The following is a 24,476-nucleotide window of genomic DNA, read 5'->3' on the forward strand; positions in this document are numbered from 1 at the left end:
CCACCATCCACCTCACCGACCCCACCGGAACCCCCCTCACCACCATCCACACCCTCACCACCCGCCCCGCCACCAAAAACCACATCGACACCGCCGCGGCGGCCGGCTCGGCCGATTCCCTGTACACCCTGAGCTGGGTACCGGTATCCGCGACCGGCACGGAGGCGGTACCCGTCTACGCCGACATCGCCGACGTGCTGGCGGACTCCGCCCGCGCCGCCTCGGTCGCAGTGCCGTTCGCCGCCGCACCCGGCCTGCCCACGCCGGAGTCAGTGCACGAGCTCACCCATCGGGCCCTCGCCGCCGCCCAGCGGTGGCTGGCCGACGAGGGCACCGCCGACACCCAGCTCGTCGCCGTCACCCACCGCGCGGTCGCCGCCGATCCCGCGGAGGATGTGCGGGACCTGGCCGGTGCCGCGGTGTGGGGCCTGCTGCGGTCGGCCCAGACCGAGAACCCGGATCGCATCACCCTGGTTGACCTCGACGAGGCCACCGCCGCCGACCCCGAGCGCCGGGCCACCGCCCTCGCCGCCGCCGTCGCCGCTGGCGAACCCCAGGTCGCCGTCCGTGACGGCCGACTGCTGGCGCCCCGACTGCGCCGCGCCGCGGCGGGCGCGGCGACACCCGCGGTTTGGGACCCCGAAGGCACCGTTCTGCTCTCCGGCGCCACCGGCGCCCTGGGTTCCCTCGTCGCCCGCCACCTGGTCACCGAACGCGGGGTCCGTCGCCTGCTGCTGGTCAGCCGCCGCGGCCCACACGCCCCCGGCGCCGCCGAGCTCACCGCCGAGCTCACCGCCGCCGGCGCCCACGTCGACGTCGCCGCCTGCGACACCGCCGACCGCGCGGACGTGGAGCGAATGCTGGCCGCCGTCCCGGCCATGCACCCCCTGCAGGCCGTCGTGCACGCGGCGGGAGTCGTGGATGACGGGGTCATCGGCATGCTGACGCCGGAACGGGTGTCCGCGGTGCTGCGGCCCAAGGTCGACGCCGCCTGGCACCTGCACCAGGCCACCGCCCACCTCGACCTCAAGGCCTTCGTCCTCTTCTCGTCCATCGCCGGCACCTACGGCACGGCGGGGCAGGCGAGCTACGCGGCCGGCAACGCGTTCCTCGACGCCCTCGCCACCCACCGCCACGCACACGCCCTACCCGCCACCTCCCTCGCCTGGGGCCCCTGGGCCGACACCGGCATGGCCGCCCAACTCACCACCACCAACCAAACCCGCCTCACCAACACCGGCATGACCCCCCTCCCCCCACACCAAGGCCTCACCCTCTTCGACACCGCCCTCACCCTCGAGGACGCGGTGGTCGCGCCGGTGTCGCTCGACACGGGAACGCTGCGCGGGCTCGGTGACGAGCTCCCCCACCTCCTGCGGGCCCTGGTGCGCCCGCGGGCCCGCCGCGCCGCGACGACCGGCGCCGCGCCCGCGACCCTGGCCCGGGGCCTGGCCGGCCGGCCGGCTGACGAGCGGCGCGCGCTGCTGCTGGACCTCGTCCGGACGCAGATCGCCGCGGCCCTTGGTCTCGACGGTCCGCGCAGCGTGGACGCGCGCAGCAGCCTGAAGGACCTGGGGCTGGACTCGCTGACCGCCGTCGAGCTGCGCAACCGGCTCGGCAAGGCCACCGGCCTGCGGCTACCCGCGACGCTGGTCTTCGACTACCCGTCGGCCACCGCGCTGGCGGACCACCTTCTTCAGGAGTTCGGGGCCGGGCAGGAACTCGGAGCCGGGCAGCCGCCCTCGCCGGCTCAGGCCGCGACCCGGCGACCCGCGGCCGACTCCGCCGGCGGCGCCGACGAACCGATCGCCATCATCGGGATGGCCTGCCGCTATCCCGGCGGGGTGCGCTCGCCGGAGGACCTGTGGCAGCTCGTCATGGCTGGCGGCGACGCGATCACCCAGTTCCCGGCGGACCGGGGCTGGGACCTGACGAACCTGTACGACCCCGACCCGGACCGGCCCGGCACCTCGTATACCCGTGAGGGCGGGTTCCTCCACGACGTGGCCGAGTTCGACGCGGAGTTCTTCGGGATCTCGCCACGCGAAGCACTGGCGATGGACCCACAGCAACGCCTGCTCCTCGAGACCTCCTGGGAAGCGCTCGAACGCGCCGGAATCGACCCGAAAGCACTACGCGGCACCGACACCGGCGTGTTCACCGGGATCATGTACCACGACTACGTCAGCCGGCTACCGGAGATGCCCGGCGAGCTGGAGGGGTACCTGGGCACCGGCAACACCGGCAGCGTCGGCTCCGGCCGCATCTCGTACACCTTCGGCTTCGAGGGTCCGGCCGTGTCGGTGGACACCGCCTGCTCCTCGTCGCTGGTGGCACTGCACCTGGCGATGCGGGCGCTGCGGTCGGGCGAGTGCTCGCTGGCGCTGGCCGGCGGGGTGACCGTGCTGGCTTCGCCGTTCACCTTCGTCGAGTTCAGTCGACAGCGTGCGCTGTCGCCGACCGGCCGCTCGCGGTCGTTCTCGGCCGAGGCGGACGGCACCGGCTGGGCGGAGGGCGCGGGGATACTCCTGGTGGAACGGCTGGCCGACGCCCGACGCAACGGGCATCAGGTGCTCGCCGTGGTCCGCGGCTCGGCGGTCAACCAGGACGGGGCGTCCAATGGTCTGACCGCGCCGAACGGCCCCTCCCAGCAGCGGGTGATCCGGGCCGCGCTGGCCGACGCCCGGCTCGCCCCCGCGGATGTCGACGCGGTGGAGGCACACGGCACCGGCACCCCGCTCGGCGACCCGATCGAGGCCCAGGCGTTGCAGGCCACGTACGGGCGGGAGCGCGCGGGCGGAGACCCGCTGTGGCTGGGTTCGGTGAAGTCGAACATCGGGCACACCCAGGCCGCCGCCGGCGCCGCGTCGGTGATCAAGATGGTGCAGGCGCTGCGGCGCGGGGCGCTGCCGCCGACGTTGCACGCGGGGAACCCGTCCCCACACGTGGACTGGGAGGCGGGCTCCGTGGAGCTGCTGACCGAGACGCGGGAGTGGCCGCGGACCGGAAGGCCGCGCCGGGTGGGCGTCTCCTCGTTCGGGATCAGCGGCACCAATGCGCACGTGATCCTGGAGCAGGCCCCGGGCGAGCCGGACGACGCCGAAGCCTCGGTGCCCGCGCGGGAGCCGTCCGATGCGGATCCGGTCGCCGCGCCGCTGCCGCTGTCGGCCGCCGAGCCCGCGGCGCTGCGCGATCAGGCCCGACGGCTGGCCACGCACCTCTCGCTCAACCCGGGGCTGCGGCGTGCCGATGTGGCGCACGCGCTGGCCACCACCCGCACGGCGCTGCCCCATCGGGCCGTCGTGCTCGGCGAAGGGCTGGACGTGTTGGCGCGGGGCGAGTCGGGGCCGAACGCGGTCACCGGAATCGCCCGGGAGCGGGGCAGGACCGTCTTCGTGTTCCCCGGGCAGGGTTCGCAGTGGCCCGGGATGGCGGTGGGACTACTCGATTCCACGCCGGAGTTCGCCGAGGCGCTGCGCGCGTGCGCGGCCGAGGTCGAACGCCATGTGCCCTGGCGAGTGGAGGACGTACTGCGGGGCGCACCCGGCGCTCCGTCACTCGACCGCATCGAGGTCCTGCAACCGGCGCTGTTCACGGTCAACGTCGCCCTGGCGCGCCTCTGGCAGCACCACGGCATCCACCCCGACGCCGTCATCGGCCATTCCCAGGGTGAGATCGCCGCCGCCCACGTCGCCGGCGCCCTCACCCTGCCCGACGCCGCCCGCGTCGTCGTCGTCCGCTCCCAGCTGTTCGCCGACGAGCTGACCGGACACGGCGCCGTCGCCTCCATCCAGATGTCCGCGGACGACCTCGCCCCCCTGCTGGACACCTACCGCGGCCGGCTGTGGATCGCCGGCGTCAACTCCCCCACCGCCGTGACCGTCGCCGGGGATGACGACGCCCTGGACTCACTGATCGACACCCTCCTCGCCCGGGACGTCCGCGCCCGCGTCATCCCCTCCACCGTCGCCTCCCACAGCCCCAGGGTCGAGCCCCTGCGCCAGCGCATCCTCGACGCCCTCGACTTCGTCCGGCCCCGGCCCGCCACCATCCCCCACTACTCCACCGCCCTGCCCGACACCCTCCTGGCCGGAACCGAACTCACCGCCGACTACTGGTACGACAACTGCCGCAACCCCGTGAACTTCGCCCCCACCATCCACACCCTCCTCAACCAGGGCCACCACACCTACCTCGAGATCAGCACCCACCCCGTCCTCACCGCGGCCATCGAACAGACCGCCGAGGCCCACGGCGCCGACGTCCTCGCTCTGGGCACCCTGCGCCGCGGCGACGGCGGCCCCGAACGCCTCAACACCGCCCTCGCCGAAGCCTGGACCAACGGCCTGCCCGTGACGTGGCCGGCGCCCGCCCACCCGCGCCGGGTGGATCTGCCCACCTATCCCTTCCAGCGCAAGCGGTATTGGGTGGAGGCGCCGGCGGCCACGGCGGCGACCGCGCAGGACGCGGCGGAATCCGGGTTCTGGGAGGCGGTCGAGAACGACGACCTGACCACGCTGGCGGCAACGCTGGAGCTGGACGACGGTGCCGCGCTGAGCGCGGTGCTGCCCGCGCTGGCCACGTGGCGGCGGGGGCGGGTGGCGCGCTCGGCCGCCGATGCCTGGCGGTACAAGGTCGCCTGGCGGCCGGTGACCGAGCCGGCGTCGGTGCGCCTTGCCGGCACCTGGCTGCTGGTGGTACCGGAAGGCCACCCGGAGGCGGCCGAGCTGGCCGGCCGATCCGCCGGCCTGCTGGAGCGGCACGGCGCCCAGGTGGCGCGGCTCGACGTCGGGACCGCTCCCGGCCGGGCGGCGCTCGCCTCGGCGCTGGACGGATCCGCCGCCGAGGCGCCGGTCGGCGTGCTGTCCCTGCTGCCGTTGGACGAGACGCCGCTGCCGGGCCGGCCGGCCCTCGCCGCGGGCGTAGCGGGCACGCTGCTGCTGATCCAGGCGCTGGCCGACGCCCAGGTGTCGGCGCCGCTGTGGACCGTGACCCGGGGAGCGGTCGCCACCGACGACGCCGACCCGCCCGCCGCTCCCGTGCAGGCCCAGGTGTGGGCGCTGGGCAGGACCGCGGCGGTGGAGCACCCGGACCGGTGGGGCGGCCTGGTGGATCTTCCGGCCTCGCCCGACGAGCGCGCCCTCGCCCGACTGGCGGCCGTGCTGTCCGGCGCGGCCGACGAGGACCAACTCGCCGTCCGCGACGCTGGGCTGCTCGCCCGCCGACTCGTGCGGTCCCCGCTGGCCACGGTGCCGGTACGCCGGTCCTGGGCGCCGGACGGGACGGTCCTGGTGACCGGTGGCACCGGCGGCATGGGCGCGCACACGGCGCGGCGGCTCGCCGCCATGGGCGCCCACCACCTGCTGCTGACCGCGGACACCGACCTGGACGCGGCCGAGCGGGTGGCGCTGGAGGCCGAGTTCGCCGCGGCCGGGACCCGGGTGACGGTCGCGGTCTGCGACGTCGCCGACCGCGGGGCGCTCGCCGCGTTGCTCGCCTCGGTGCCCGAGGACGCCCCGCTGACCAGCGTCATCCACGCCGCCGGCGACCTCGACGCCGCCGCGCTGGCAGACCTCGATCCGGCTGGGTTGGAGCGCTCGCTGCGCACCAGGACCCTCGGCGCCGCCCATCTCGACGAGTTGCTGGCCGACACCGCGTTGGAGGGCTTCGTGCTGTTCTCCTCGGTGGCCGGCGTGTGGGGCGGCGCCGCCCAGGGCGGGTACGCGGCGGCGAACGCGTACGTGGACGCGCTCGCCGCGCACCGGCGGGCCCGCGGCCTGCGGGCCACCTCCGTCGCCTGGGGGCCGTGGGCCGATCCCGGCACCGGTCTGGACGACGAGGAGGCCGAGGCCGAGCGCCGCGCGCAGCTGCGCCGCCGGGGCCTGACCCCGCTGCCCTCCGAGGCGGCGGTCAGTGCACTGGTCGACGCGCTGGCCCGGGACGAGACCGCGCTGGTGCTCGCCGACGTGGATTGGGGGCGGTTCGCCACCGCCTTCACGGCCGTGCGCAGCAGCCCGCTGCTCGGTGAGCTGCCGGAGGCGGTCCGGGCGGCGACCGAGTCCGGGCCGGACGGGTCCGCCGCGGCGCCGGGCGCCGGGCCGGACCTGGTGCGGACGCTGACCGGGCTGTCCGCGGCCGACCAGGAGCGCATGCTGATCGACCTGGTGCGCACCGAGACGGCCGTAGTCCTCGGGCACAGCGACGGCGAGGCGGTGGACGCCCACCGGGCCCTGAGGGATCTCGGATTCGACTCGCTGGCAGCCGTTACCTTGCGTAATCGACTGGGCGTGGCGACAGGCCTCAAGCTGCCGACCACCCTCGTGTTCAACCACCCGACGCCGGCGGCCGTCGGGGCCTTCCTGCGCACCGAGCTGCTTCCCGAGCAGCCCGCGATATCGCTGGACGGCGAGCTCGACCGGTTGCAGGAGGTGCTGGCGGGCAGCCGCCTGGCCGACGACACGGCGGCGCGCGGTCTGGTCGCGGCCCGGCTGCGGCGGCTGCTGGAGTCGGTGACGGACGAGCCGGCCAACAGCGAGGCAAGCTCCCCGGTCGGGGACCGGCTCGAATCCGCCTCCGACGACGACATCTTCAGCTTCATCGACAACGAACTGGGGCGGTGAGGACCAGATGGCCACTGCGAGGTCGTCCGACGAGGACAGACTGCGCTCGTATCTCAAGCGCGTCGCGGTCGAGCTCGGCGAGGTCCGGCACCGTTCGAAGGCCGCCGAGGAGCGCGCGAGCGAGCCGATCGCGATCGTCGCGATGAGCTGCCGGATGCCCGCCGGGGTCCGCTCGCCCGAGGACCTGTGGGAGCTGGTGGCGGCGGGGAAGGACGCGATCGGCGAGTTCCCCGACGATCGGGGCTGGGACCTGGCGGATCTCTACGACCCGGACCCCGACCGACCCGGCACCTCGTACGTCCGCCTCGGCGGATTCATCCCGCGGGTCGGCGGCTTCGACGCGGCGTTCTTCGGCGTCTCCGACGCGGAGGCACTGGCCATGGACCCGCAGCAGCGGCTGCTGCTGGAGTGCACCTGGGAGGCGCTGGAGCGGGCCGGCGTCGACCCGACGGCGCTGCGCGGCAGCGCGACCGCGGTCTACGCCGGCTGCAGCGTGGACGACTACACGATGCTGCTCGCCGGTCCACCCGCGGACGTGGCGGCGCACCGGCTGACCGGCGGCGGCAACGCGCTCGCCGCCCGGATCTCCAGTGCCTTCGGGCTGACCGGTCCGGCCGTCACCGTCGACACGGCCTGCTCCTCCTCGCTGGTCGCGCTGCACCTGGCCGCGCAGGCGCTGCGCCGGGACGAGTGCTCGCTGGCGCTCGTCAGCGGCGTGTCGGTGATCTCCACGCCGCAGATCTTCGTGGACTTCAGCCGGCAGCGCGGCCTGGCGCCGGACGGCCGGGTCAAGGCGTTCGCCGAGGCGGCCGACGGGACGGCCTGGTGCGACGCGGTCGGCACGCTGGTGGTCGAGAGGCTGTCGGACGCCCAGCGCCTCGGTCACCAGGTGCTCGCGGTGGTGYGCGGCTCCGCGGTCAACCAGGACGGCGCGTCCAACGGCCTGACCGCCCCGAACGGACCGTCCCAGCGGCGGGTCATCCGCGCCGCGCTCAACAGCGGCCTACTCTCCCCCGCCGAGGTGGACGCCGTCGAGGCGCACGGCACCGGCACTCGCCTCGGCGACCCGATCGAGGCGGAGGCCCTGCTGCGGACGTACGGCCAGGGGCGGCCCGCGGACCGGCCGCTGTGGCTGGGCTCGGTGAAGTCCAACTTCGGCCACCCGGGCGCGGCGGCGGGCGTCATCGGCGCCATCAAGATGGTGCTGGCGATGCGGCACGGCCTGCTCCCGCCCACGTTGAACGTGGACCGCCCGACGCCGATGGTGGACTGGGCCACCGGCGAGGTGGAGCTGCTGACCGAGGCGCGGCCGTGGCCCGTCACGGGCCGCCCGCGGCGGGCGGGCGTCTCGGCGTTCGGGGTCAGCGGGACGAACGCGCACGTGATCCTCGAGGAGGCGCCGCGGGAGCCCGAGCCGGTGCCGGAGCCCTCGGGCGCGGGCGAGCGGACGCGGCCGGCCGTCGGCGCCGACGCGGGCGCCGGCGCCGCGCCGCTGCTCCTGTCGGCGGCGAGCCAGGAGGCGCTGCGCGACCAGGCGCGAGCGCTGTCCGCGCGCCTGTCGCCGCCCGCCGGCCTCCGGCGCGCGGACGTCGCGCACGCCCTGGTCACCACCCGCGCCGCGCTGCCCCACCGAGCGGCGGTGCTCGTCGGGGGTTCCGGCCTGGCCGGCCTCGACCTGGTGGCGCGCGGCGAGCGCGCGCCGGGTGTGATCACCTCGACGGCCCGCGACCACGGCAGGGTCGCGTTCGTGCCGCCCGAGGACGGCGACGAGCTGCTGACGGCGGCTGTCGACCTGCTCGGCTTCGACGCCGCGTTCGCCACCCGGCTGGCCGCCTGCGCCGCGGCCGTCGAGCGGCACGTCCCGTGGCAGGTCGAGGCCGTGCTGCGCGGCGAGCCGGGCGCGCCCCCGCTCACGTCGGCCGAGGTCCGGCGACCGGTACTGTTCGCCGTCGAGACCGCGCTCACGGGTGTGTGGCGAGACCGCGGCGTCCGGGTCGACGCGGTGGCCGGCCCGCGGGGCGGGATCGTGGCCGATCACCTTGCCGGTGCCCTCACGCTGGAGGACGCCGCGCGCTTCGCCGTCGCCGGGGACGCGTCTCACGGCGCCGGTCCCACGGTGGACGCCCTCCTGGCCGCCGGCTACCGGGCGTTCGTGGTGCTCGGCGCCGACCGGGACGCAGTGGGTCTGGCGGAGGCCGCCTCGCGGGCCGACGTGCTGGTGCTGGCCGCGCTGCCCCTCGGGGAGGGGCTCGCCGAGGCGTGGGTGAACGGGCTTCCCGTGGCGTGGCCCGCACCCGCCGAGCCGCGGTTCGTCGACCTGCCGACCTACCCCTTCCAGCACAAGGACTACTGGGTCCGGGCACCCGCGGCCACGGCGCCGGCCCCCGCCGGGGCCGAGGCCGACTTCTGGACGGCGGTCGAGGAACGGGACGCCACCACGCTCGCGGGGCTGCTCAGCGCGAGCGGACGCGGCGCGGTCGAGCCCGACGAGGTCGAGCCGGTGCTGCCCGCGCTGGCGGCGCTGCTCGAGGAGTCGCGCCAGGACGCCGCGGTGGCGCACTGGCGCTACCGGACCGAGTGGCGGGAGGTGGCGCCCCCCGCGCCCAGGGAGCTGTCCGGGCACTGGCTCGTGCTGGTTCCGGCGTCCCTGGCGGAGACCGAGCCGTGGAGCGGGGCCCTGGAGCGACGCGGGGCGACGGTGACCCGCCTGGCCGTGCCGGCGGGCGTCGAGCGGACGACGCTCGCCGAGGACCTCGCCGGGGCGATGGCCGCGCGCCCGCCGCGGGGCGTCGTGTCCGCGCTGCCGATGGACGAGACCCCGCACCCGGGACATCCCGCGATCGCCGCCGGGCTGACCGGCACGCTGCGGCTGGTGGGTGCCCTGGTCGACCTGGGCGTCGAGGCGCCGGTGTGGTCGCTGACCCGGGGCGCCGTGGCGGCCGCCCCGGGCGACGCCGTCGACCGCCCCGCGCAGGCCGGGGTGTGGGGGCTCGGGCTGGCGCTGGCGGAGGAACACCCGCGGCTCTGGGGCGGCACGGTCGACCTGCCCGCGGATGACGCGGCCGCCGATCTGCTGGCCGCGGTGCTCGCGGTCGGCGGCGGCGAGGACCGGATCGCCCTGCGTGGGTCGTCCGTGCTGGCCCGCCGGCTGGTCAGGGCTCCGCTCGACGGCCGACGGGGACGACGGGCGTGGCGGCCAGCGGGAACCGTGCTGGTGACTGACGGCACGCACGGCACCKGGCTGGTGGTCGCCCGGGAGCTGGCTCGGGCCGGCGCTCGGCATGTGTTGCTGACCACCGCGCGGGAACCCGACCCGGCCCAGAGCGCCGCGCGCGAAGCCGAGTTCGCGGCTCTGGGCGCGCGGGTGACGATCGCCCGGTGCGCGTTCGCCGACCGTGCCGAAGGCGCTCGGGTGCTGGCCTCGCTCCCGGCCGAAGAGCCGCTGACCTCGGTCTTCCACTGCGCCGAGGTCTTCGAGGAGAGCCCGCTGGAGGACATCGAGCTGCCCGCGCTGGAGCGCGTCCTGCGGGCCAAGACGGTCGCGGCCGAGACCCTGGACGAGTTGACCCGGGGCCTCGGCCTGTCCGCGTTCGTCCTGTTCTCCTCCATCGCCGGGAGCATCGGGGTCGGCGTCGGACTTGGCGGCTTCGCCGCCGCGAACGCGCACCTGGACGCGCTCGCCTCGCGGCGGCGGGCCGCTGGGGCGTCGGCCACCACCGTGGCCTGGGGAGTGTGGACCGAGGACTTCGCCGACCCGGCCCGGGCCGCGCTGGAACGGGCCCGGCACGAGCGGCTGCGCAGGCGAGGCATCCCGGCGATCGCGCCGGACCGCGCGCTGGCCGTGCTGCGCCAGGCGCTGAACGCCGACGACACCGCGCTGTTGGCCGCCGAGATCGCCTGGCCCGACTATCTGCGGGCGACGGCGGCCGGCCGGGGCCCGCTGTTCGCCGGGCTCCCGGAAGCCGTCGCGGGCGGGCGGATCGACCGGGACGCCGGCGGCGGGCAGGCATCGCCCGCCCGGCTTGCCGGTGACGAGGAGCTCGGCGGCACCCGCCCCACGGACGCCGGGAGCACAGCCGATACCGGGAGCACCGCACCGGTCCCGGGATCCGCCGGAACGACCCTCGCCGGGCTCTTCGAGGCGGCCGTCGCCACGGGCCGGGCGGGCGGGTTCACCGGCCTGCTGGCCACGGCCGCCGGTTTCCGCCCGGTCTTCGACGACGCGGCCCGGGCCCCGTCGCTCGATCCGGTGCCCCTGGCCCGCGGCGACGCGCACCCCGCGGTCTTCTGCCTGCCCACCATGCTGGCGACCTCGGGGCCCGAACAGTTCGCCCGGCTCGCGACCGGCCTCGGCGGCGGTCGGGAGGTCTCGGCGCTGACGTTGCCTGGTTTCCGGGCCGGCGAGGCACTGCCGGCGACCCGCGAGGTGCTGGCCGAGGCGCTGGCGGCCACGGTCCGGCGGTCCGCCGCCGGACGGCCGTACGCACTGCTCGGCTACTCGTCGGGCGGGTTGTTGGCGCTGGACCTCGCGGCCCTGCTGGCGGCCGAGGGCACCGGCCCGAGGGCGGTCGTCCTGCTCGACACCTTCCCGGTCGGCGGCGGGCGGCTCGACGAGTTCGGGCCCGCGCTGCTGACGGCGATGGCCCRCCGATCCGAGATCACCGGGCTCGACGACGCCCGGCTGAGCGCGATGGGCGGCTACCTGCGGCTGTTGGCGGGCTGGCGGGCGATACCACCCCCCGCCCCCACCCTCCTGGTACGCGCCGCGGGACACGACTGGGGCGGCCCCGGGCCGGACCGCGCCGAGCTGGCCGCGCTCTGCGCGACGCTGGACACGCCCGGCGACCACTTCACCCTGATCGAGGAGCACGCGGCCGACACGGCGCGTACGGTACTCGGCTGGCTCGCGGAGCTGCCGACGCCCGCCGCCGCCCGGGCCTGACACGAAAACGGGATCCGGCGGGGTCACAGACCCCGCCGGATCCCGTCGGTCACGCGGCTGCCGCGGTCGATCCGGATCCGGTCAGTAGCCCGGCCGTACCGCCGGACACTCGCTCAGGCGGTACGGCCGGGCCGGCGGCTCAGTCGAAGAAGCCGTGGATCCGCTCGATCTGGCCGTCCTTCAGCAGGACGAAGTCCCGGCCGCTGGCGACCGGCGAGCCTCCGTCCGGGCCCGCGGTCCAGTCGAACAGCGCCGTGTCGTGATGGAACTTGACGGCGCCAAGGACGAAGATCAGTTGCGGGGCCTGCTTCCGGAAGCTCCCGATGTACGCGTTGATCCCGTCCCGGCCCGCGACCTCGGCGGTCGGGTCGGTGTAGAGCGCGTCCTCGGTGAAGACCTCGGCGATGYCTACCGCGCGGGCCGCGTCGTCCGTCTCGTTGAAGACCTCGATGTACCTCTGCAGGATTTTGGTGACGGCGTCGCTCATGCTCGTCCTTTCGGAGTCAAGGTGAGCGCGCAGCACAGGCCGTATTCACATGGACCGCGTTCGCAACAATCGCGTTCACAACAATCGCTTGCGCGAAGATCGCTTTCACGGGGAATACACGACTAAGAAGTCGTCGCAGCAGACGCCGCCTATGCTACACGCTCCGGGTGTACCAGCGGTGACCGAACCAGGTCACCCGGCAGATGTCAGCGCCACCGGGATCTCCCGATAGCTACGCTGGGTGATAGCCCCGTTGGTCGGGGGGTTGGGCGTCAGCAGCTCCGGCTTGAAACGGCCGAGCAGCACGTTCAGACCCACCTCGCTGATCATCTTCGCGATCGGCGCGGCCACGCAGTAGTGGATGCCGAACCCGAAGCCCACGTTGCGCGGCCCGACCCGAGCCAGGTCCAGCTCGTGCGGGTTCTCGAAGGCCTCCGGGTCGCGGTTGGCGGCGGCGTTCAGCATGTAGATCTCGTCGCCCGGCTCGAGCGCGATGCCGCACACCTCGGCGGGCTCCAGAACCATTCGCTCCAGCAGGTGCACGGTGCCGTCGTAGCGCAGCAGTTCCTCCACCGACCGGTCGCCGTGCTCCGGATGGGCCACGTAGTAGGCGAGCTGGTCCGGGTTCTGCATCAGCGCGACCGCCGACAGGCCAAGCAGGGCCTGCGGGGCGGCCCAGCCTGCCAGGAAGACGTTGGCCACCGTGGTGATGACCTCGATCTCGTTGAGCCGGTCGCCTGCGTCCTCGACCCGGATCAGGTCGGTGACCAGGTCGTCCCTGGGGTTCACCCGGCGGTCGGCGATCATCTCCTGAGTGATCTCCATCACGCCGTCGCGCACCGCGTTGCGCTGTGCCACCGCGTCGGGGGTGAGGGTGAAGCCCGGGTCGAGGCCGCGGCCGCCGTCGCGGCCGTACCCGATGCAGCGGTCCGTGTACTCGGCGGGCACGCCGACCAGTGAGTTGACGGACCGCACGGCCAGCGGGCGGGTGAACTCGGCGGCCAGGTCGCACGGCCCGTCGCCGTGCCGCTCGCGGGCGGTGGTGAGCAGCTCGACGGCTATCGACTCGATCACCGGGCGCATCCGCTGCACCACCTTGGGGGTGAAGGCACGGTTGACCAGCGCCCGCAGCCTGGTGTGGTCCGGTGGGTCCATGAACATGAGGGCATCGCGCTCGCCCGCAGGGGTCGGGATCTTGGCGTCCTGCGCGCCCAGGCCGTCGCCGTGGCCGAAGCGCGGATCGCGAAGGATCTTGTTGACCTCCTTGTAGCTGACGACGGCGACGCCGGCGTCCGTCGGGTGCACCGGCCCCTGCGCCAGCAGCCTGGCGTACATCGGGTAGGGGTTGGCGAGGAACTCCGGGTCCAGCGGGTCGTAGGGCAGGACCTTCGGGGGACGGTTCTCGGCGGCCGGCGTCCCGGTCGCCATCAGGGCCTCGGACATGCGCGGATCTCCTCGCGGGATCAGGCCGCGAGCAGCTCGACCGGCAGGTCGAGCAGCACGGCGTGCTTGTTGTACGGGGTGCGGGCCACGGGGCCGGCCAGCCGGATCTCGGCCACCCGGTCGGCGAGCAGCTCGATCAGCGGGCGCAGCACCAGCCGGCCCGCCTCGCCACCCGCGCAGTCGTGGGTGCCAGAGCCGAAGGACAGGTGCGGATTGGGGTCCCGGCGGATGTCGAAGGCGTCGGGGCGGGTGAAGACCGCCTCGTCGCGGTTGGCGGAGGGCCACCAGAGGGTGACCTTGTCGCCGGCCCGGATGGTCTGCCCGTACAGGTCGATGTCGCGGGTGGCGGTGCGCCGGTTGTACGGGTTGGGCGGCGCCCAGCGGAGCATCTCCTCGATCGCGCCGGGCAGCAGCGAGCGGTCCTCGCGCAGCGCCCGCCACTCCGTGGGGTGCTCGGCCATCGCCAGCAGCCCACCGGCGAGGACGTTGCGGGTCTGCTCGTAGGCATGCATGAGCAGGACGAGGTAGTTGTGTTCGCGCTCGTAGTCGGTCAGCGGCGCCTCGCCGCTGTTCTCGGCGAGCCGGCCGTGCGCGAGCAGCGAGCCGAAGTCCCGGCCAGGGCTGCGTCGCTTGGCCGCCAGCAGGTCCTTGAAATACCCGCCCATGGCCTGCACGGTCGCGAGCGAGGCGGCGTCCGTCAGGCCGGTGCGGCGGTCGGCCAGGCCGACGACGGCGTGCACCCAGGCCGACAGCTGGTCCAGGTCCTGCGCGGGAGCGCCGAAGAGCCCCGCGACGGCGCGCAGCGCGAGCGGCTCGGCCAGCTCGGCGACGAGGTCGCCGCGACCACGGGCGAGCGGCACGCCGAGCAGCTCGGCGGCGTGACCGCGCAGTTCGTCCTCGCGCAGCAGCGCGGTATCGCCGGTCAGCGATGGGGTGATCATGTCCTTGAGTGCCTGGTGCCGCGGGTCGTCCATCATCGGCAGCAGCACGCCGGCGTGCACGCCCATCTCCATGTCCTCGAGGTGGGTGCCGCCGCCGCCTCGGCCGCCGCCGCCTTCGGCGGAGAAGGCCGGGTCGGCGCCCGCGGCGGCGATGTCGGCGTGGCGGCTGAGCACCCAGAAGCCCTCGCCGTCCACGCTGTTCACGCCCGGCGGGTGGTAGAGCAGCGGGGCCTCCCGGCGTAGCCGGGCGAACAGTTCGTAGGGCGGGCCGGCCGCGAAGTGGGCGTGGTCGGTCAGGTCGAAGGCGCCGAGGATGTCCGGCGGCCTGACCTCGGGCGGTGTCGTCACAGGGACTCCTGGGCGGCCAGCCAGGCGCGGCTGATCTTGGCGTAGTCGGGTGGGTTGGGCTCCTGTTCGGTGGCGAGCCGCCGGGTGAGGTCGGCGACGCGGAACCCGGCCGCGGTGGCGTACACGTCGGCCAGGTCCTGCTCCGCCGCGCCACCCGACCGGGCCGCGCGGCCAAGCACCGCGCAGATGCCGAACAGCTCGGTGGCGAGCTCGCCGACGAGGATCACCGGCTCCTGCCGCTCGCCGGGTTCGGCGGGATCGCCGTGGCGGTCCGCGAGCCGGCGGCAGGTGCGGTGCAGGTTCTGGAACAGGTCGGCGGCGGCCGACAGGTGGCGGCGGTTGGCCGCGGACAGGTCGGCACCCGAGAGGTCGGGCACCGAGAACGCGCCGGCGGCCCCCTCCTCACCGGGGTCGCCGTAGTGGGCCAGCACGAGCTGCCCGGCCCGCAGGTCGTTCACGTAGTCGACGTTGCCGACCGTGCGCAGGACGCGCGCGTCGCGGTGATACCGCTCCACGGGGTGCGCCGCCGCGCCCCGGCGGCGTTTGCTCTGCGCGGTCTCGATGCCCTCGCCGCCGAGCAGCGCGACGGTGCGGTCACTGGCCCGCCAGGCCAGCGCCGTGGCGAGGTTCTTGGTGACGTAGAGCTCGAAGGACCGGTCCTCGGGGCCGGGGTCCAGCGTCGTCCAGCGCACCGCGCTCTCCACGGCGAACTCGGCCGCCAGGACTCCCGCGACGATCCGCTGGACCTTGTCGTACTCGGCCAGGCCGCGGCCGTCGATCCGGCGCCGGGAAAGGAACTCGGCGCAGTACTCCAGGCAGTTGCGGATGACGGCCAGGGAGCCGGCCGCCCCCAGGGCTGTGCGGCCGTAGAGGCCCTGCAGGGCGATGGTCCGGGGCAGGCGTGCGGCGCCGTCGCCGAGGATCGCGTGCTCCCTGGGCACCCGCACGTCGTTCAGCCGGAACGAGGCCGACAACCCGTTGACGCCGATGAAGTCGTTCGGCGCGACGACCTCGAACCCAGGGGTGCCGGTGGTGAGGAAGAAGACGCCCGCCCGCGGCCCGTCGGGCTCCGTCACGGTCGCGGAGACGCCGAGCACGTCGGCGATGCCGGCGTTCGCGATGAACAGCTTCTCGCCGCGCAGCAGGTAGGAGGAGCCGTCCTCGGTGAGCGTCGCGGTCGCGGCGGGCAAGGTGTTGTTCTGGCCCGCGGGGTCGGTGTCACCGAATCCCGACACGCTGCCGGCCGCGATCTCGGCGCGCAGGAAGTCGTGCAGCGGGCCGGCCGGCACCGCCGGGAGCAGGGCGCTGGCCGCGATGCCGTTCTGCACGCAGAGCATCTGCCCGACGCCCATAGAGCGGCGGGCGGCCCGCACGACGACCCGGATGAGGTTGTAGGGCGACAGCCCGCGGCCGCCGAGTTCCGCCGGGGCCGTGAGCTGGAAGTAGCCGCGGTCGCGCAGCTCCTCCAGCAGCCCGTCCGGCCAGATGCGGGTGCGGTCGAGCTCGTCGCCGTCCACCCACCCGTCGACGAAGGGGCCGAACTGCGCGAGGAACTCGTCTCCCGCGGCGGTCTCCCGCGGCCCCGGCTCCGGGAACGCGGCGAACAGCTCCCAGGGGAGCCGTCCCGAGGCGAGCGCATCGATGAAACTGCGTGGTGGKGCCTCGCCGGCGGTAGGGCTGCGCATGCCGGCTCCCTTCCTCTCTGGTCAGGTCTGGTGGGGTCGGGTCCAGGTGGGGTCAGGTCCAGGTGGGGTTAGGTCAGGCGGACGCGGTCTCCTGAGCGGCGATCAGGTGGGTGAGCCGGCGTTCCAGGCGGTCGAGCCCAGCCGGTTCGACCCCGGAGGCGGCGACGTAGCCGTCGGGGCGCAGCAGCAGGAAGCCGGACGCGGTCCGGCGGAGGTGGTGCTCGTGGCACACCGCGCCGCCGTGTGCCAGGGCCAGTCGGCGTCCGCGGTGCGCCAGGGCGGAGTCGGCGCGGCCTACGGTCAGCAGGCGGAAGCCGGCCTCGGTGCCGGGAGCGGCGCGGGGCACCCAGTGCGGCAGGCGGGCGCCGGGCAGCGGCAGCCCGAAGCCGGCCGGCCGGAGCGCGGCGCGCAGCCGGCGCCCGGCGCGCGGCCAGCGCCCGGAGCCGCCGTCCTGCGCGAGCAGCAGGGCATCCGGGTAGCCGACCCGGTGGCCGGCGAGCAGCGGGACGAACCAGCGCCGCAGCACCCCGGTGGCGCCGAGCAGGTTCCAGGAGAGGTTCTGCGCTCGGGAGGCGATCGGGCCGAGGGTGAACATCTTGATCAGCCGGTGCGTGGTGCCGACGATCTGCCGGGCGGCCTGCAGGCGCTCCGGCTCGTAGGTGTCCAGGATCACGGGGGCGTACCGGCCGTTGATGACGCCGGCGAGCTTCCAGGCCAGGTTGTGCACGTCCTGCAGGCCGAGGTTGAGCCCCTGGCCGCCGACAGGGGTGTGGGTGTGGGCGGCGTCGCCGACCAGGAACACCGGCCCCCTGCGCATGACGGCGGCGATCCGCTCGGCGGTGGCGAAGGTGGCGAGGGTGTCCAGCTCGATGACACGCAGATCGCCGCCGGTGCGCTCGTCCAGGAAGGCCTGCACGGCCTCGGCGGTGAGGGGAAAGCCAGGAGGCAGCACGCCGGAGACCCGGACCCTGCCGCCGGGCATCGGGCCGACGATGGCGGAGCCGGCGGGGCCGAGGTGGTAGTGCATGACGCCGGGACGCAGGTCGCCGTCGATCCGCCCCTCGGCGAGCAGGAACTCCAGCGGCAGCTGGTTGCCGGGGAAGTCGATGCCGAGCTGTTCGCGCACCACGCTGTGCACGCCGTCCGCGCCGATGAGCCAGTCGGCGTGGACCAGCTCCGTGACGCCGCCGGGGCCCTCGGCCTTCGCGGTCACGCCGGTGGCGGTCGGTTCGACGGCGGTGACCCGCACACCGCGCTCCACCCGACCGCCCAACCGCTCCAGGGCACCTTCGAGCAGCTCCATCGTCTGTTCCTGGGGCAGCATCAACGGCTCGTGGGCCGCGCCCAGGACCACGGTGAGGAGGCGGTCGCGCAGGTGGTAGACGTTGCTGTGGATGCGCAGGCCGCGGCGCTGCGCCTCGTCCAGGACTCCGATGCTCCGTAGCACCTCGAGGCCGGAGGGCCACAGCTGCACGGCACGCGAGCCGACGGCGCGGTCCTTCCTGGCCTCCAGGACCCGCACGGAAACCCCGTTTTGCAGCAGTTCGCAGGCCGCGGCCAGGCCGCACGGCCCGGCGCCGACGACCACGACGTTGCCGTTGGCGCGGCCGGGTGGGGGCGAGGTGCTTTCGGTCATGCGAGGTGCTCCTTCGTCTCACCGGTCGCGGTGCCCACCGGGGCGGGGGCGGCCAGCCAGGGTCGGACCAGCCGGGCGGTGGCCTCGGCGTGCTGCTCGAGCAGGGAGAGGCGGTCACCGGGCGCCCGGACGACGCGGTGCGCGGCGGGCCACGACGGCCCGGCCGCGCCGCCCGCCGCGCGCACCAGCAGGGTGGGGGTGCGCACTGGCCCGGGCGCGGGCCCGGTGAGCAGCGGGGCATAGGCGCCCAGGGCGGTGAGCCAGGCTTCGTCCTCCGGCTGCCCGAGGGGTCCGCCGTCCGGGTGCGGTGCGCCGGGGGAATCCAGTTCGGCGGCGGTCACCGCCGCGGTGTCCAGCAGGACGAGGCCGGCGGCCGGGCTGCCGGCCGCCTCCAGCCGGGCCGCGACGGCGTGCGCGAGCAGCCCGCCGGCGGCGTGGCCGACGAGGACCGCCGCGCCTGGCTCGGCCTGTCGGCCCAGCGCCGCCGCGGCGGCCTCGGCCACCGCGTCCAGCGTCCGCGGCACCCGCTCGCCGGCGTGGAAGCCGGGCAGGGCGAAGGCGAAGACGTCGTGGCCGCCGTCGAAGTGCTCGGCGAACCGGGTGAACTGCTCGGGCGCGGCGCCGCCCAGCGGGCTCGGGAAGCAGAACAGCGCCGGCCGTCCTTCGGCGCCTCGCGCCAGCCGGACCACCCTCGGCAGGTCGTGCTCTTCGGGCGGCGCGCCGAAGGACGGGCGGTAGGCAGCCAGACCGGTCAGGAACCGGACGAACTCGGCGGTCCGGCCCGCTTCCCGGGCCCGCCGGAACAGCGGGGCGATCAGACCTGGGCCAACGGACGTTTCCGGCGCGGGCACCGGCTCGGGCGCGGGCGAGCCGGTCCCGGTGCCTGGTCCGGCGGCGGGGTCGGCCGCCGAGGCCGGGAACAGGTCGGCGCGCAGCCAGGCCGTCAGGGCGTCCGGGGTGCCGTGTTCCAGGATGACGCGAACGGTCAGCCGGGCCCCCGTGGCGGCGGCGAGCCGGTTGCGCAGCTCGACCGACGTGAGGGAGTCGAACCCGAGCTCGATGAACAGGCTCGTGGGGTCCACCGCGGTGGTGGCCTGGTGGCCCAGGACGGCGGCGATCTCGCGGGTGACGAGACCGAGCAGCGCCTCCCGCTGGCGGGCGGGGGTGAGTTCGGCCAGGCCGGCGAGGAACGTGTCCGGGGCGGCTGGGCCATCCGGCACGCCGGACGCGGTCGTCGGGCGGCGGGCCGCCGCGACCTCGGGGATCTCCGCGAGGAGCGCGCCGGGCGCGACCGCGCCGTGCGCGGCGAGATAGTCCGGCCAGCGCAGGTCGGCGACCAGGGCCGTGGTCTCACCACGGGCCAGCACGCCGTCCAGCGCGGCCAGCGCCGTCTCGGGGTCGAGCGGCGGGATGCCGCGCCGGGCCAGCCGAGCGGCGCGGTCGGCCTCTTCCCGCTCGGGGGCGTCGGCGTCGGACCACACCCCCCAGGCCACGGACGACGCGGGCAGCCCCTGGGCGGCGCGGTACGTCGCGAGCGCGTCCAGATAGGCGCCCGCGGCGCCGTATCCGCCGAGGCCGAGTGCGCTGCCGAGCGTTCCGGCGAGGGTGGAGAACAGAACGAACGCGGAAAGGCCGCGGTCGCGGGTGAGGCTGTGCAGCTGCCAGGCGGCGGCCGCCTTGGGCGCGAGCACCTGGCCGAGCTGCGCTGGCGTGACGTCCTCGAGCGCTCCCTCGCCGCGCGGGTCGGCGGTGTGGACGACGGTGGTCAGCGGGAGGTCCGCGGGCACGGCGGCGAGAGCGCGCAGAAGCGCCTCTCGGTCGGCCGGGTCGGCTTCGAGGATCGTCGACCCGACACCCAGCGCGGCGAGCTCGGCCGCCAGCACGGCGGCCCGGTCCGGGTCCGGGCGCCCGGCACTGGTCAGGACCAGATGCCGCGCGCCGGCGCGGGCCAGCCACCGGGCGACGTGCGTGCCGGTGGCCGTCAGGCCCTCGGTCACCAGCGCCGTGCCGCTCGTCGACCAACCCGGCCTGGACCTCCCCGGGTCGCCGCGGCCATCGGCGGGTGACCCCGCCCAGTCCGCCGCCGCGCGCACCAGCCGGCGGGCGAACGCCCCGGTGTCGCGCACGGCGAGCTCGCGCTCCCCGCCCTCGGCACGGCGAGCGGCCGCCAGCAGCAGGGCCAGCCGGCTGCCCGACCGCGCGTCCAGACACGCCGGAAGGTCGATCAGGCCGCCCCACAGCGCTGGGCTCTCCAGCGCCGCCGTCTGGCCCAGCCCCCAGATCTGCGCCTGAGCCGGGCTGCGCAGCGGGTCGCGCGGGCCGGTGGAGACCGCGCCGCGGGTGAGCGACCACAACCGGGCCTCGGTACCGAGGATGGCCAGCGCCCGCAGCAGCGTCACCGTGCCGGCCACCGCGGCGCCCGGCATGCCGTCAGCCGCGGGGTCGCGCGAATCCCCGGCCGTGGCCAGGAGCGACACCACGCCGGCGGCCTTCGCCGCGCCTGCTTCCTTGAGCCGGGTGGCGAGCCGCTGCGCGTCCGGATCGTGCGGGTCCACGTCGATCCGCGGAACGCGGGCGCCGTGGCGGATGAGCGCCGCCGCGACCGCGTCCACGTCCGCCGTGTCCGCCGGGCCAGCCGCCGCCGGGGCGACGAGCAGCCAGTCGCCCGCCACCATCCCGGCGTCGGGTTCGGGCAGCGGGCGCCAAGCGGTCCGGTAGTGCCAGGAGGCGAGCGTGGCGCGGATCCGTCGGTCGCGGCGCCACGCGGTCAGCGCGGGCAGCAGCTCGCGCAGCGCACCGGTCCCGGATTCGCCGCGGAGGCGGAGCGCCTGCGCCGCGCCGGATTCGTCCCCGTCGTCGACCGCGTCCCACAGCGCGGTGAGCGCGCTCCCGTCCGCCACCCGTGGGACGGCGGCGGACGAGGGCTCGAACCAGTAACGCCGCCGGCGGAAGGCGTAGGTGGGCAGGTCGACGCGGCGAGCGGCGGTGCCGGCGAAGGCCGGTCGCCAGTCGACGGGCAGGCCGTTGGTCCAGGCTTCGGCGAGGGCGGTGTTGAGGCGTTCGGGGCCGCCGTCGCCGCGGCGCAGGGTGTTGAGGGTGAGGATGGCCGCCGCGGCGGGGTGGGTTTCGGCCGTGTGCTCGATGGCGGCCGTGAGGACGGGGTGGGTGCCGATCTCGAGGTAGGTGTGGTGGCCCTGGTCGAGGAGGGTGTGGATGGTGGGGGCGAAGTTCACGGGGTTGCGGCAGTTGTCGTACCAGTAGTCGGCGGTGAGTTCGGTTCCGGCCAGGAGGGTGTCGGGGTGGGTGGTGGRGTACTGGGGGATGGCGGCGGGCCGGGGCTTCAGGAAGGCGAGCTCGCGCAGGAGCAGGTCGCGCAGGGGCTGGACGCGTGGGCTGTGGGAGGCGACGGTGTCGGGGATGACGCGGGCGCGGATGCCTCGGGCGGTGAGGGCGTCGACGAGGGCGTCGAGTGCTTCGAGGTCGCCGGCGACGGTGGTGGCGGCGGGAGAGTTGACGCCGGCGATCCACAGCTGGTCGGGATGCTGGTCGAGATGGTGGGTCAGGTCGTGGGCAGGCAGCTGGATGGAGGCGACGGCGCCGTGGCCGGCCAGGTGGTCGGCGAACAGGCGGGAGCGGGTGATGATGACGCGGGCGGCGTCGTCGAGGGTGAGGGCGCCGGAGATGTGAGCGGCGGCGGCTTCGCCCTGGGAGTGGCCGATGACGGCGTCGGGGTGAATGCCGTGGTGCTGCCAGAGGCGCGCCAGGGCGATGTTCAGGGCGAGGATGACGGGTTGCAGGACGTCGATGCGGGTGATGGGCGGGGCGTCGGGAGCGGCGCGCAGCACGGCCTCGACCTTCCAGGGCACGTACTGTTCGATCACCGCGGCACAGTCGCGCAGGTGTTGGGCGAAGACGGGGTTGGTGTCGAGCAGGCCCAGCGCCATGCCAGGCCATTGGGTGCCCTGGCCGGGGAACACGAACACGGTCTTGCCCCGCTCCCGGGCGACTCCGGTGACCGCGTTCGGCCCCGGCTCACCCCGCGCCACCGCGTCCAGGCCGGCGGTCAGCTCGGTCCGGTCCGCGCCGAGGACGACCGCGCGGTGAGCCAGGGCTGAGCGGGTGACCGCCAGCGACAGCCCGACGTCCGCGGGGGCCGGGGACGGGTCGCCGGCCAGGAAGGCCCGCAGGCGGGCGGCCTGAGCCCGCAGTGCCGGCCCGCCGGCCCCGGACAGGCTCAGCGGAAGCGAGACCGGCCGCGGCGGCGGCGACGCGGCTTCGGGCTCCGGATCGCGGACCGGGGTCGACTCGTCCAGCTCGTCCGGGGCTGCCGGGGCTGCCGGGGCCTGTTCCAGGATGACGTGGGCGTTGGTTCCGGTGATTCCGAAGGCGGACACCCCCGCCCGGCGCGGCCGGCCGGTGCTCGGCCAGGGCGTGCGGCGGGTCAGCGGGGCGAGCGGACCGCCGTCCCAGTCGATCCACGGCGACGGCGGATCGGCGTCGTGCAGGGTGGGCGGAAGTTCGCCGTGACGCAGGGCCGTCACCGTGTGGATGACGCCGGCGAGGCCGGCCGCGGCCAGAGTGTGGCCGAGCCGGGACTTCACCGTTCCGACGAGCAGCGCCCGGTCGCCCGGCCGACCCTGGCCGTACGCCGCCGCCAGCGCGGTGGCCTCGGCCAGATCGCCGGACACGGTGCTGTCGCCGTGCGCCTCGACCGCGTCCACCTCCGCGGCGGTCAGCCTGGCGTCGGCCAGGGCCTGTTCGACGACGAGCCGGCGCGCCCGGGCGGCCGACCCGTCGGGGCCGCCATCCTGGTTGACCGCCGAACCGCRCACCACGGCCAGCACGGGGTGCCCGTCGCGGCGGGCCTCGGACAGCAGCTGGATCGCGATGACACCCACGCCCTCCGCGAGCGCGGTTCCGTCGGCCCCGGYGGCGAACGGCCTGACCCGACCGTCCGGGCTCAGCACGCCGCGCCGCCCGAGGTCGGTGAAGGCGTCGGGCGTGGCCAGCACCGTCGCGCCGCCGACCAGCGCCAGGGAGCACTCCCGGCGGCGCAGCGCCCCGAGCGCCAGGTGCAGCGCCACCAGGGAGGTCGAGCAGGCGGTGTCCACGGTGACCGCCGGGCCCTCCAGTCCGAGAAAGTAGGACACCCGGCCGGACAGCACGCTGCCGGCGAGGCCGGTCAGCCGGTAGGGCTCGATCTCGCTGCTGGGATCGGCGACCACGAGGGCGTAGTCCTCGGTGACGCGGCCGGCGAAGACACCGGTGTCGGTGCCGCGTAGTGCTTTCGGGTCGATTCCGGCGCGTTCGAGCGCTTCCCAGGAGGTCTCGAGGAGCAGGCGTTGCTGTGGGTCCATCGCCAGTGCTTCGCGTGGCGAGATCCCGAAGAACTCCGCGTCGAACTCGGCCACGTCCGGCAGGAACCCGCCCGTGCGGACGGCGCGCGCGCCGGGCCGCCCGAGGGGGTCGATGAACGGATCGGGCACCGCCCAGCCCCGGTCGGCGGGGAAGTCGGTGATCGCGTCCGCGCCGGCCAGCAGGAAGTCCCACAGGTCCTCCGGCGACCGGACACCGCCCGGAAAGCGGCAGGCCATGCCGATGATCGCGATCGGCTCGGAGCGAGCCGCCTCGGCCTTCTCCAGGCGACCGCGCGCATCGTGCAGCTCGACCGTCGCGCGCTTGAGGTACTCCCTGAGCTTCTGCTCGTCTGACATCTGCTCCGTGATCTTTCTGGGGGATCCGGATACCGGGCTGGTTCGGGCCTGGCGGACGCGGCGCGACGGCCCGACCGCGCCGTGACCGCGAGGGCTCCTGCCGGTGGTTCAGGAATCGGCGCCTTCACGCGCCATGCGGATCAGGTCCTCGACATCCATGGCGTCGATGAGGTCCGGGTCGACGCCTTCCGGTTCCTCGTCCACCGCGGCCGCGGCCACCTCGAGCCCGGTCTCCTGCTCGGCCTCGTCGGGGAACAGCTCGGCGACCAGGCGCCCGGCGAGCTCGGCGGGCGTGGGGAAGTTGAAGACGAGGGTGGCCGGCAGCCGCAGGCCGGTGGCCTTGCCGAGCCGGTTGCGCAGCTCGACGGCGGTCAGCGAGTCCAGCCCCAGGTCCTTGAAACCCTTGTCGGCGGCGACGCCATCGGCGGATTCGTAGTCGAGGGCGGCGGCCACCTGGGTGCGCACCACGTCGAGAACCGCCTTCGCCCGCTCCGTCGCGGACAGCCCGACCAGCCGCTGCGCGAGGGACTGCTCCGGCTGCGCGGCGGCCGCGGCGCGGGCGCGCTGGGCCGGGCCACGAACCAGTCCTCGCAGCAGGTGGGGCAGCTCGGCGCCACGGGCGCGCAGGACGGAGGCGTCGTAGATGACGGGGGTCAGCGA

General features: G+C 75.3%; 7 protein-coding genes and 2 pseudogenes. 2 read left to right on the plus strand and 7 right to left on the minus strand.

Going from position 1 to position 24,476, the window contains the following annotated elements:
- The first annotated feature begins 194 nt into the window (after positions 1 to 194).
- Positions 195 to 6,620: a type I polyketide synthase gene (locus BCD49_RS39790; RefSeq protein ID WP_007507046.1), complete on the plus strand. Its 6,426-nt coding sequence runs from the start codon at positions 195 to 197 to the stop codon at positions 6,618 to 6,620.
- Between the two features lie 118 nt (positions 6,621 to 6,738).
- A pseudogene (locus BCD49_RS39795) lies at positions 6,739 to 11,562 on the plus strand (beta-ketoacyl synthase N-terminal-like domain-containing protein); the annotation flags it as partial.
- Positions 11,563 to 11,701: 139 nt separating this feature from the next.
- Here the strand turns inward: BCD49_RS39795 and BCD49_RS39800 are convergent.
- From BCD49_RS39800 to BCD49_RS46745, 7 genes and pseudogenes are all read right to left on the minus strand, one after another.
- The gene (locus BCD49_RS39800; protein WP_071042546.1) at positions 11,702 to 12,049 is read right to left on the minus strand and encodes a nuclear transport factor 2 family protein; all 348 of its coding nucleotides are present in this window, start codon (positions 12,047 to 12,049) and stop codon (positions 11,702 to 11,704) included.
- A gap of 192 nt (positions 12,050 to 12,241) precedes the next feature.
- The gene (locus BCD49_RS39805; protein ID WP_007520223.1) at positions 12,242 to 13,492 is read right to left on the minus strand and encodes a cytochrome P450; all 1,251 of its coding nucleotides are present in this window, start codon (positions 13,490 to 13,492) and stop codon (positions 12,242 to 12,244) included.
- Positions 13,493 to 13,512: 20 nt separating this feature from the next.
- Positions 13,513 to 14,781, minus strand: coding sequence for a cytochrome P450 (locus BCD49_RS39810; RefSeq protein ID WP_007520222.1), 1,269 nt, complete (start codon positions 14,779 to 14,781; stop codon positions 13,513 to 13,515).
- A complete protein-coding gene (locus BCD49_RS39815; protein WP_007520220.1) occupies positions 14,778 to 16,466 on the minus strand; it encodes an acyl-CoA dehydrogenase family protein in 1,689 nt (562 codons plus the stop codon). Before BCD49_RS39815 ends, BCD49_RS39810 begins: the two co-directional genes overlap by 4 nt.
- A gap of 73 nt (positions 16,467 to 16,539) precedes the next feature.
- Positions 16,540 to 18,102 (minus strand): FAD-dependent monooxygenase, encoded by a 1,563-nt coding sequence (locus tag BCD49_RS39820; protein ID WP_071042547.1) that lies wholly within the window; start codon positions 18,100 to 18,102, stop codon positions 16,540 to 16,542.
- The gene (locus tag BCD49_RS39825) at positions 18,099 to 23,816 is read right to left on the minus strand and encodes a type I polyketide synthase (RefSeq protein ID WP_071042548.1); all 5,718 of its coding nucleotides are present in this window, start codon (positions 23,814 to 23,816) and stop codon (positions 18,099 to 18,101) included. The genes BCD49_RS39820 and BCD49_RS39825 overlap by 4 nt, the downstream gene beginning before the upstream one ends.
- 246 nt (positions 23,817 to 24,062) lie before the next feature.
- A pseudogene (locus tag BCD49_RS46745) lies at positions 24,063 to 24,308 on the minus strand (acyl carrier protein); the annotation flags it as partial.
- Between the last annotated feature and the right edge of the window lie 168 nt (positions 24,309 to 24,476).

The organism is Pseudofrankia sp. EUN1h (assembly GCF_001854645.1).
Classification (GTDB): Bacteria; Actinomycetota; Actinomycetes; order Frankiales; family Frankiaceae; genus Pseudofrankia; species Pseudofrankia saprophytica.

Coding starts and splice junctions, on each gene's coding strand:
- BCD49_RS39820 (WP_071042547.1), bottom strand. CDS start 18,102: ATGACCGAAAGCACCTCGCCCCCACCCGGCCGCGCCAACGGCAACGTC.
- BCD49_RS39805 (WP_007520223.1), bottom strand. CDS start 13,492: ATGTCCGAGGCCCTGATGGCGACCGGGACGCCGGCCGCCGAGAACCGT.